Annotated in this window: 11 protein-coding genes and 1 pseudogene; 7 read left to right on the forward strand and 5 right to left on the reverse strand. The window is 62.8% G+C overall.

The window, feature by feature from the left end:
• Positions 1 to 139 precede the first annotated feature (139 nt).
• Both secB and AC0L3L_RS35730 read right to left on the reverse strand, forming a co-directional pair.
• Complete coding sequence (secB, locus tag AC0L3L_RS35725; protein ID WP_123148712.1) at positions 140 to 640, reverse strand: protein-export chaperone SecB; 501 nt, start codon at positions 638 to 640, stop codon at positions 140 to 142.
• Positions 641 to 755: 115 nt separating this feature from the next.
• Complete coding sequence (locus AC0L3L_RS35730; protein WP_473642022.1) at positions 756 to 1,250, reverse strand: FxsA family protein; 495 nt, start codon at positions 1,248 to 1,250, stop codon at positions 756 to 758.
• 199 nt (positions 1,251 to 1,449) lie between these two features.
• Here AC0L3L_RS35730 and AC0L3L_RS35735 point away from each other — a divergent pair, with 199 nt between their 5' ends.
• The 4 genes from AC0L3L_RS35735 to AC0L3L_RS35750 are packed head-to-tail and all read left to right on the forward strand — an operon-like array spanning position 1,450 to position 4,236.
• Positions 1,450 to 2,151: a Tim44/TimA family putative adaptor protein gene (locus tag AC0L3L_RS35735; RefSeq protein WP_473642024.1), complete on the forward strand. Its 702-nt coding sequence runs from the start codon at positions 1,450 to 1,452 to the stop codon at positions 2,149 to 2,151.
• A gap of 24 nt (positions 2,152 to 2,175) precedes the next feature.
• Positions 2,176 to 3,312, forward strand: coding sequence for a murein transglycosylase A (gene mltA / locus AC0L3L_RS35740; protein WP_473642026.1), 1,137 nt, complete (start codon positions 2,176 to 2,178; stop codon positions 3,310 to 3,312).
• Positions 3,309 to 3,842 (forward strand): Smr/MutS family protein, encoded by a 534-nt coding sequence (locus AC0L3L_RS35745; protein WP_123148709.1) that lies wholly within the window; start codon positions 3,309 to 3,311, stop codon positions 3,840 to 3,842. The genes mltA and AC0L3L_RS35745 overlap by 4 nt, the downstream gene beginning before the upstream one ends.
• Positions 3,843 to 3,867: 25 nt before the next feature.
• Entirely contained in the window at positions 3,868 to 4,236 is a 369-nt protein-coding gene (locus tag AC0L3L_RS35750) for a helix-turn-helix domain-containing protein (RefSeq protein ID WP_123148708.1), read from the forward strand.
• A 7-nt stretch (positions 4,237 to 4,243) separates the two neighbouring features.
• On the opposite strand, the gene AC0L3L_RS35755 is transcribed toward AC0L3L_RS35750, so the two are convergent.
• The 3 genes from AC0L3L_RS35755 to AC0L3L_RS35765 all read right to left on the reverse strand — a co-directional run bounded on the left by AC0L3L_RS35755 (position 4,244) and on the right by AC0L3L_RS35765 (position 6,901).
• Complete coding sequence (locus AC0L3L_RS35755) at positions 4,244 to 4,861, reverse strand: transglutaminase-like cysteine peptidase (RefSeq protein ID WP_473642028.1); 618 nt, start codon at positions 4,859 to 4,861, stop codon at positions 4,244 to 4,246.
• Positions 4,862 to 5,031: 170 nt separating this feature from the next.
• Complete coding sequence (locus AC0L3L_RS35760; protein WP_473642030.1) at positions 5,032 to 6,309, reverse strand: polyhydroxyalkanoate depolymerase; 1,278 nt, start codon at positions 6,307 to 6,309, stop codon at positions 5,032 to 5,034.
• Positions 6,310 to 6,541: 232 nt separating this feature from the next.
• Entirely contained in the window at positions 6,542 to 6,901 is a 360-nt protein-coding gene (locus tag AC0L3L_RS35765; protein WP_473642032.1) for a septal ring lytic transglycosylase RlpA family protein, read from the reverse strand.
• 282 nt (positions 6,902 to 7,183) lie between these two features.
• On the opposite strand from AC0L3L_RS35765, the gene AC0L3L_RS35770 reads away from it, so the two are divergent.
• From AC0L3L_RS35770 to AC0L3L_RS35780, 3 genes and pseudogenes are all read left to right on the forward strand, one after another.
• Positions 7,184 to 7,369, forward strand: coding sequence for a hypothetical protein (locus AC0L3L_RS35770; protein ID WP_473485791.1), 186 nt, complete (start codon positions 7,184 to 7,186; stop codon positions 7,367 to 7,369).
• Positions 7,370 to 7,863: 494 nt separating this feature from the next.
• Positions 7,864 to 8,318: pseudogene (locus AC0L3L_RS35775) on the forward strand (RrF2 family transcriptional regulator).
• Positions 8,319 to 8,355: 37 nt separating this feature from the next.
• Complete coding sequence (locus AC0L3L_RS35780) at positions 8,356 to 9,705, forward strand: FAD/NAD(P)-binding protein (RefSeq protein ID WP_473525968.1); 1,350 nt, start codon at positions 8,356 to 8,358, stop codon at positions 9,703 to 9,705.
• Positions 9,706 to 9,813: the final 108 nt, after the last annotated feature.

Raw genomic sequence — 9,813 nt, forward strand, 5'->3', positions numbered from 1 at the left:
GCGACGAAAAAGCCAATCCGCCGCAGCAAGGATAACGCTCATGCCCTAAGTTAGCGCCTATGGGGCGCTGTCCCTCCGGCGTCCCAAAGAAAAAACCCGGCGCGAGGCCGGGTTTTTCAAACGTCACCGAGCAATCGCCTCAGCTCGCCTTGGCCTTGCCGGCGGCCTGGTCCTCGGCCAGCTTCTGCTGGAACATCTGCGCGAAATCGATTGGGTCGAGCATCAGCGGCGGGAAGCCGCCATTGCGGGTGGCCTCGGCGATGATCTGCCTGGCGAACGGGAACAGCAGCCGCGGGCATTCGATGAACAGCAGCGGCAGCATGTGCTCCTGCGGGAAGCCGCTGATGGCGAACACGCCGCCATAGACCAGCTCGACGTTGAACAGCACTTCCTTATCGAAGGACGCCTTGGCGTTCAGCGTCAGATTGACGTCGAACTGCTTGTCCGAAAGCGGGTTGGCGTTGACATTGACGTTGATGGCGATGCCGGGGGCCTTGTCGCGGCCGCGCAGCGAGTTCGGCGCGCCGGGGCTTTCGAACGAAAGGTCTTTCACATATTGGGCAAGCACGTTGAGCGAAGGCTGCGTCGCGTCGCCGTTGCCACTGGCCGCGCCGGTCGGCGCGTCGTCTTTGCTGGCCATAAGCCTTTGTCCTTTTGCCTCGGCAGCGTTGCTGACCGGATTGAAATCGGGCGTTCGCTACCATGGTCGGCATGACAAGACAAGGTTTGGCGACCTGCTCGTCCTTAAAGGCGACCTACTCATCCTTGAGGCGGCGCCAGGGGGAATTGTGATCCGGGCCGCGCTCGTCGCCGCGCGAGTAGTCGCTGTCGTCGAGGTCGATGGTCTTGTCGCGTTGCCGGGCCCCGAATCCGCCGGTGCCGAAACTGGTGGCCAGCACGATGCGGCCTTTCAACAGGCGCCAGGCGAGGTCGCGGACCGGCGGCAGGAACAGCAGAATGCCGAAAATGTCGGTGATGAAGCCGGGAATGATGAGCAGGATCGCGGCCAGAACGATCATGGCGCCGTGCGCGAGCTGGCGGCTTGGATCACGTCCCGCGTCCATTTCGGCACGGACCCGGGTCATGACGCCGAAACCCTGGTATCGCAACAACAGAGCGCCGACGATGCTCGAAGCCAGCACCAGGCCGACCGTCGCCAGCGCGCCGACCTGGCGGCCGACAATGACGAAACCGGCGATCTCCAGCAGCGGAAGCGCAAGGATGAACAGGGGAAGCAGCGAAATGCGCAAATCTTGACCGATCGTTACCGTGTTTTGCCGGCCGGCGGGCAATCGCCGCTGGCACTGAACCTTTTAGATAGGTATGGCTGCCTTTAATTTGAATGATTGTAGCTTGCGTTCTATATGCTTTGGATGTTGAACGCTATGCGACCGCAGCCATTGCCTGGCCGGGCGGTCCGGCCGGAGTAGGGATTGATTGGCGGAAGATATGGGATTCTTCGACTTCGGCACGATTTTCTTTCTGGTTGCGGCGGTTGTGATTTTTTTCCAGCTGCGCAATGTGCTCGGCCGCCGCACCGGCAGCGAACGCCCGCCCTTCGATCCCTATACGGCGGGCCGCACGCGCGAGGACGCCCAGAAGCCCGAGAATGTGGTCTCGCTGCCGCGCAAGCGAGCGCCGGGAGAGCCGGCAATCGACGCCTATGCGGCGATCGACGCCTTCGCCAAGCCTGACACCGATCTCAACAAGAGCCTGCGCACGATCAAGGACAATGATCCGGCATTCGACCCGAAGACCTTCGTCGACGGCGCCAAGATGGCCTATGAGATGATCGTCATGGCCTATGCCGATGGCGATCGCAAGACGCTGAAGAACCTGTTGTCGCGCGAGGTCTATGACGGCTTTGTCGCGGCCATCGGCGACCGCGAGGCGAAATCGGAAAAGATCCAGTCCTCCTTCGTCGGCATCGACAAGGCCGACATCGTTTCCGCCGAGATGAAGGGCAGCGAGGCGCATATCACGCTGCGCATCGTCAGCGAACTGATTTCGGCGACGCGCGACAAGGCCGGCGCCGTCATCGACGGCGATCCCGAAACCGTCGCCGAGGTCAAGGATGTCTGGACCTTTGCCCGCGATACGCGCTCGCGCGACCCGAACTGGAAGCTCGTCGCCACCGAAGAAGAAGACTGAGCCCGGACCACGGCGGGGTCTGTCGTGTCGCTTTCTCAGGCGTTCAGCGAAAAATCCTTTGACGATCTGCCCGGTTGGGACGAGGACGACCATCTGGCTGCGTTCGCCGCTTTCCGGCGCTCGGCTTTTCATGTCCTGACGAAACCCTATCGCTCCGGCGGGCTCGGCGTCGACTTCAATGCCTTCACCGAAGTCTACGCTGCAGCCCGCACCGTGTCGCCAACCGACCGGCGCGAAGCCCGCGCCTTCTTCGAGCGGCATTTCATCCCGGCGCACATAGGAACCGAAAGCGGCGGCGCCGGCCTCGTCACCGGCTTCTATGAACCCGTGGTCGACGCCACGCCGGTGCGAACCGAACGATTTGCGGTGCCGCTGCTGTCGCGTCCGGCCGATCTCGTCGACATCGACGACACCAACCGGCCGCCCGGCATGGATCCCTATCTCGCCTTCGGCCGCGCCACGCCGAACGGACCGGTCGAGTATTTCGACCGCGGCGAGATCGAGCGCGGCGCGCTTGCTGGCAAGGGTTTGGCTGGCAAGGGTTTGGAAATCGCCTGGCTCGCCGACAAGGTCGACGCCTTCTTCATCCACGTACAAGGTTCTGCGCGGCTCACCATGACCGACGGCCGGCTTTGCCGCGTCACCTATGCCGCCAAATCCGGCCAGCGCTTTACCGGACCGGGCAAGATACTGAGCGAGACAGGCGAAATCCCGCTCGAAGCGGTGACCATGCAGTCGGTCCGCGCCTGGTTCCAGGCGCATCCGGATCGCATCGACGAGATCCTGTGGCGCAACCGCTCCTATATTTTTTTCCGCGAGACTTCGGTCAGCGAGGCGGCTGTCGACGACCCGGAACTCGGGCCGATCGCTGCCGCCAAAGTGCCGCTGACACCGGGCCGCTCCGTCGCTGTCGACCGTCTGCTGCATACATTCGGGACGCCGTTCTACATCGATGGGCCGTCGCTGACCGCTTTCGGCAACAAGCCGTTCCGGCGGCTGATGATCGCGCAGGACACCGGCTCTGCCATTATCGGGCCAGCCCGTGGCGACCTGTTCGCCGGAACGGGACATGCGGCCGGCGAGATCGCCGGCGTTATCCGCAACCCTGCCGATTTCTACGCGCTGATACCGCGTCCGCTTGTACCGGGAGCGAGGCGATGACCCGGCGCATCGACAGGCTGAGCGAGGACGACCGGGTCCTGTGGAACCTGGTGGCGCGCACCGCCAAGCCGCTGAAGGGCAAGTCCGCCATCGACAGTCCGGACATCGGCCCGGGCATCGCTGATGACACGAAGCCACCGCCGCGTGTCCAGGCGATGGCTCCGGCTGCGGCGGCGAAAGCCAAGACGCAGCATGTTTCGCATGCACTCGACGAACCGACGCTGGAAAAGCTGTCGAAGGGCCGGCTGCCGATCGAAGGCCGCGTCGACCTGCATGGCCTGAGCCAGGACGAAGCCTATTCGCTGCTGTTTTCCTTCCTGCACCGGGCGCACGCCGGCGGCATTCGCTACGTGCTGGTCATCACCGGCAAAGGCTCCTCGTCGGGCGGCGACGGCATCCTGCGGCGCGCCGTGCCGGCCTGGCTGTCGACACCCGCATTCAGGCCGCTCGTCTCCAGCCACGACCATGCTGCCCGCAACCATGGCGGCTCGGGCGCGCTCTACGTCCGCCTGCGGCGCGCGCGCACATGAGAATGCACCCCATGAGGATGCACTTGTGACTCCGTTCGGCGAAAAGCTTCGCGCCCTGCGAAGCGAACGCGGCGTCAGTCAGAAGGCCATGGCCGAGGCGATCGGCGTCAGCGCCGCCTATCTGTCTGCGCTGGAGCATGGTCGCCGCGGCGCGCCGACCTGGACGCTGATCCAGAAGATCATCGGCTATTTCAACGTCATATGGGACGATGCCGAGGAACTCGCACGGTTGGCCGAGACCTCGCACCCACGGGTGAAGCTCGACACGTCGGGCCTCAGCCCCGCCGCCACCGAGCTTGCCAATGTTTTGGCCGAAAACATCGAAAAACTCGACGAAGCGGCGCTTCGCCGCATCACCGCATCGATCCGCGCCGCGCTGAAGCAGCCAAAGTGACGGCCTGCTACTGGACCGCGCCGACCAGAACCGGCTGGCCATCACGGATCGAGACCCAGCGGCCGGTATTGTCGATCGCTTGTCGCTTGAGGAAGCGGTAGCCGGTCCGGTCCCATGAGCGGACCTTTCCGTCCAGATTGTCGAGGATGTAGTCGCCCTTGCTTGTGCGCACCGTCAGCACGGCATGGCCCTCGCCGTCCGGCTTGCGCACGACGGTCATCAGAAGATTGGCGTAGGACAGGCCCAAGCGGTTCAATTCGCGGCGCTTTTCCAGAACATAGTCCTCACAGTCGCCAACGCCCTTGACGGGATAGGCCCAGACCTCGTCCCTGCCATAGATGTCGATGTCGCTTTTCGGCTTGACGGCGGTGTTGACCCTGGCATTGACGCTGAGGATCTTGCGCCAGAGCGCACCGGTCATGGTGGCGGGGGCGAGATTGCCCGGGTGGATCGAGCATTCGGCCGGACTGGTTTTGCAGAAATCATAGTGGCCGATCGGCTGCGATGTCGGCCCGCCGGTTGCCATTGGTCCGGCCGCCGATGCCGTCGTCGACCAGCCTGCCGCAAGTGCCAGCCCAAACAGTGCGCACACGCGTAGCGTTCTCGCCAGTGGTGAGGAAATCATTGTCCCCCTCGTCCCTTGTTGTTAACGAAAGGTTAAGGGCGATTGACAGTCCCTGTCAATTATACCAACGGCCAGTTTTGCGACATGGTTACCCGCGCGGCCGAAACAGCGGCTATTGTGCAACAGATCGACTGAGCGGACACGAGACCGCCGTTCCACCGGCCGCTCCCTTACTTGCTGGCGATGCGGACCAGCTTCGGCTTCACCGCAACGCGGGTCTGGCGGCCATAACTGGTGATGAAGTCGACGATGCGCGGCACGATTTCGGAGCGGAAGCGCGAGCCGTTGAAGACGCCGTAATGGCCGACCGCCGGCTGCATATAGTGAGCGTGCCTGTCCGCCGGGATGTTGACGCAGAGGTCGTGCGCGGCCTGGGTCTGGCCGAGGCCGGAAATGTCGTCGTTCTCGCCCTCGACCGTGAACAGGGCGACATTACGGATATCTGAGGGATCGATGGCCACGCCGCGATGCGTCATTTCGCCCTTGGGCAAGGCGTGGCGGACAAACACGGTGTCGACCGTCTGCAGGTAGAACTCCGCCGTCAGATCCATCACCGCCATATATTCGTCGTAGAAGTCGCGGTGCTTCTCGGCATTGTCGCCATCATTCTTCACCAGATGCATGAAGAAGTCCTTGTGGGCGATGATGTGGCGGTCGAGATTCATGCTCATGAAGCCCGAAAGCTGCAGGAAGCCGGGATAGACCTCGCGGCCGAAGGCCGGTACCGGCCACGGCGCCTGCATGATGACGTTGTCGCGGAACCAGTCGACGCCCTTCTCCTCGGCCAGAAGGTTGACCGCGGTCGGATTGCGGCGGGTGTCGATCGGCCCGCCCATCAGCGTCATTGTCGAGGGAACGAACGGGTCGCCGCGCGTTTCCATCAGTGCCACCGCCGCCAGCACCGGCACCGAAGGCTGGCACACCGCCATGACGTGGGTGTCGGGCCCCAGCGCATGCAGCATGTCGACAATGTAGTCGATGTAGTCGTCGAGGTCGAAGCTGCCCTCGCTGAGCGGTACCATGCGGGCGTCGACCCAGTCGGTGATGTGCACGTCGGCATGGGGCAGCATCGCCTCGACCGTGCCGCGCAGCAGCGTTGCATAGTGGCCCGACATCGGCGCCACGATCAGCAGCTTCGGATCAGGCCGGCGTCCGGCGGGAACCGCCCGCTCGAATCGGAGCAAATTGCAGAACGGCCGCGACCACACGGTCTTTTCGGTGACATCGACGCTTTTCCAGTCGACCACGGTCTTGGTCAGGCCGAATCGCGGCTTGCTGTAGCGGCGCGTCGTGCGCTCGAACAATTCGGCGGTTGCCGCGACCGAGCGGCCCCACGACGTGTGCGTGAATGGATTGAGCGGATTGGTGTAGAACATCCGCACCGCATCGGCATAGAGGCGGGCCGGCTGCACGGCGGCGTGGTTAAATTCGTAGAACTGGTAGAACATCGAAAACCCCGCTGCTGCGACCGAAGGGACGACAGCAGCGTCGAGCCTTGAATCTCTCGCGCGGAGGTTAACAACAAACTGCTGCGATGCAATACGTCAAGTGAAGTGATTTATGCTCATACTTTCGTTTAAGCTGTTGAAAACCGGCTTTGAACGGCGGGAGCCGGCTTATTGTGCGAATGCGAAGGCCGGCAACGGGCAATCGCTACAGCATAATCTCAGACGCGTGGCATCACACGCGGTCGGTGCACACAGCGGTATGGCCCGAACTGATGAAGCCGAGCCGTCTGGCGGCGCCCTTCGACAGGTCGATCACGCGACCTCTAATGAACGGGCCGCGGTCGTTGATGCGCACGACGACGCTGCGGCCATTGTTGCGGTTGGTGACCTTCAGCTTTGTGCCGAAAGGCAAGGTGCGGTGCGCGGCGGTCAGCGCCGACGGGTTCATCCGCTCGCCGGAAGCGGTCTTCGAGTGCAGCGCGTACCAGGAGGCGCGGCCGCATTGCGCGGAGGCAGGGGAGGTGGATGCGCCGACCATCAGGCCAGCCGCGATCGTCACCGCGACAAGCGCGGTTTGGTTTGGTTTCTTCATCTGCGGCAAATGGCTCCGTTTGACAACCCGGCCGTTACGGATCGAATGTGGCACGAAATGCGGCAGTCATCTGGCGGTTCCATGACTACAGTACACGTTTGGAGTCGGTGGGAAACACTTTGTCAGAGGGTTAATCGGCGTTGCCGCGTATCCCGATGGTCTTCGTCCCGATATCCGACGTCGATATACAAGCAGAAGCGAATACGATCGGGTCGCTTCCTTTCGCTTTGCCGTGGCGGTCATGGCTGAATTGAGGATCGACTAGGGAAGGAAATTCCAACGATGAGATTGATCAAAAATCTGCTGGCGTTGATCGTGCTCGCCATCGGCGCGCTCTGGTCGCTGCAGGGCGTCGGCCTGGTCGGAGGCAGCTTCATGACCGGCCAGTCGCAATGGCTCTATATCGGCATCGTCACCGCGCTGGTCGGGCTGGGCGGATTGGTGTGGGCGAACCGTTCGCGCCCCTGACATTGATACTGGCCTGACATTCGCATTGAAATGGATCGCTGATCAGGCCGGATACCCTTCACCGCGTTTCGGCAACCGGCTGCAAACAAGCATTTCTCGTCTTGCATCCTCCCCAGGCAAATCCATGCTGCGGATGGCCGAGGATTTGAAAACTGATCCCTGTATTCGCGTTTAAGTATAGTAGTCTTATCGACATTACAGAAATTGGAGAGGACGATGAGCGACGGCAGCCTCCATATCGATCGCCGGCGGTGCATCGGCCTTCAATGCCGAGCGCGCTGGCTGCCCAGCTGCCTCTATGCCGTCAAGGGCGCAAAACGTCCGCCAAAATGGCCGCAGCGGCTTGAAAACGAAGCAAAATCAACGGTGCTCAGCTTGTATATCATGTCACTAGAATTTATGTGTCATGTAAGCTTGGACGCGGTGGGGACGCACGCCAGGCGCTTCACAACCGGTGGCCCTGCGCCATCGCACAACAGAGAAACGTTCGGTCTATGCTCACGAAAAAGGGCAAGTACGGCCTCAAGGCGCTCGTCCATCTCGCGCGGCTGCCGGTTGGACAGCTCGCCTTCGTTGGCCATATCGCCACCGGAAACAACATCCCGAAGAAATTTCTCGATGCCATCCTGGTCGAGCTGCGCAACGCCGGTTTTGTCCAGAGCCGCAAGGGCAAGGAGGGCGGTTATCGCCTGGCGCGGCCGGCGGATGAAATCAAGATCGGCCACGTCGTGCGCGTGCTCGACGGGTGCGGCTGGCCCCCATTCCCTGCGCCAGCCGCACCCGGTATCAGCGCTGTGAAGACTGCAACGAGGCGACATGCCAAGTCCGACATCTGATGCTGGAGGTCCGGCAAGCGATCGCCGAGGTGCTGGATCAGCGCAGCCTCGCCGAGATGCGCGATATCGCCGGCGACGACGACCTTTCGGCTGCGTTGAAAATCCAGGCCTGAGCCGGAACCGACGGCTCCTAAGGCAATTGGTGCGCGCATGACCGGCCGCGCAAATTCGATCGTCCCAAATTCGATCATTATTGTCGGCGGCGGCGCCAGCGGCGTCGTCCTTGCCGCGCATCTCCTGAAGTCGCCCAATCCCGATCTCCGCGTCACGCTTATCGAAAAGCGTCCGCATTTCGGACAGGGCATCGCCTATTCCACGCTGCTGTCGGCGCATGTGCTGAATGTCAGCGCGGCCGGCATGAGCGCCTATGCCGACGACCCCGGCAATTTCTGGCGCTGGCTGCTTGAACGCGGCCTGGCAACTCCAGAGCAGGCGCCGGTCTATGCGCCGCGCAGCGTCTATGCCCGCTATCTGAAGGAGCTGCTGGACGAGCTCGAGGCTCGCGAGACCGGGCGTCTTCGGCTGATCCGCGAAGAGAGCCTGTCGATCTCGCCGACTGCGTCCGGGGTCGAGGTGACGCTGGCCAACGGCACCAGCGTCGTCGCCCATCTTGCCGTGCTGGCGACCGGGCATGACGAGGAGCCGGGCGCCGGCCAGGGCCACGCGATCAGGATGGGATCAGAGGCCGACACCGCGCTGGACCCCGAAGCCCGAGTCCTGGTGCTGGGCACCGGCTTGAGCATGGTCGATACCTTCCTGTCGCTCGAACAGCGCGGCCATCGCGGTGAGATCGTGGCGGTGTCGCGGCGCGGCCTGCTGCCTTCGCCGCATCGCAAGGGCAATCCGATCAAGCTCGACGTCGCCGACATTCCGCTCGGCACCCAGCTTTCCTACTTTGTCGGCTGGTTCCGCGATCTGATCCGGGAAAACCAGAAGGCCGGCATCGACTGGCGCGACGTCGTCGACGGTCTCAGGCCGTTCAACCAGAAGATCTGGCAGAACTGGCCGTCTTCGGCCAAGCGCCGCTTCGTCGAGCACACCAAGGCGTGGTGGGATATCCACCGCCATCGCATGGCGCCGGAAGTCTATGGCCGCGTCACCGAGGCGGTTCAATCGGGCTGCATCCGGCTGGTCGCCGGGCGCGTCGTCGGAATCACCGCGGGTGACGATTTCAGCGTGCAGGTCCAGTCGCGCCACACGCAAAACATCGAGACGTTCGAAGTCGCCCGCATCTACGACTGCACCGGCATCGCCAGGGACATCTCTACCACCACGAACAGCGTGGTGCGATCGCTGGTCGATCGCGGGCTGGCGCGGCCGGACCCGCTGCGCCTTGGCCTCGACGTATCAGACAATTGCGAGGTCATCGCCAGCGACGGCACCGTATCGGCCAAGATTCTCGCGGTCGGGCCACTGACGCGCGGCACCTTCTTCGAGATCGACGCCATTCCGGATATTCGCGTCCAATGCGCGCGGCTGGGCAAGCGGTTGCTGGGGTGAGGCAGAACCTGTTGATGCCGGAGGGTCAGCACCCCATAGGCGCTAACCTTAGGGGTAGACTGGTGGAATCGAGATGTGATTCCTAGGCCAGATGCAGAGGAATGATTC

The organism is Mesorhizobium sp. WSM4849 (genome assembly GCF_055811385.1).

Coding starts and splice junctions, on each gene's coding strand:
- AC0L3L_RS35745 (WP_123148709.1), top strand. CDS start 3,309: ATGACCCGGCGCATCGACAGGCTGAGCGAGGACGACCGGGTCCTGTGG.
- AC0L3L_RS35735 (WP_473642024.1), top strand. CDS start 1,450: ATGGGATTCTTCGACTTCGGCACGATTTTCTTTCTGGTTGCGGCGGTT.
- AC0L3L_RS35755 (WP_473642028.1), bottom strand. CDS start 4,861: ATGATTTCCTCACCACTGGCGAGAACGCTACGCGTGTGCGCACTGTTT.
- AC0L3L_RS35760 (WP_473642030.1), bottom strand. CDS start 6,309: ATGTTCTACCAGTTCTACGAATTTAACCACGCCGCCGTGCAGCCGGCC.
- AC0L3L_RS35780 (WP_473525968.1), top strand. CDS start 8,356: ATGACCGGCCGCGCAAATTCGATCGTCCCAAATTCGATCATTATTGTC.
- AC0L3L_RS35770 (WP_473485791.1), top strand. CDS start 7,184: ATGAGATTGATCAAAAATCTGCTGGCGTTGATCGTGCTCGCCATCGGC.
- AC0L3L_RS35765 (WP_473642032.1), bottom strand. CDS start 6,901: ATGAAGAAACCAAACCAAACCGCGCTTGTCGCGGTGACGATCGCGGCT.
- secB (WP_123148712.1), bottom strand. CDS start 640: ATGGCCAGCAAAGACGACGCGCCGACCGGCGCGGCCAGTGGCAACGGC.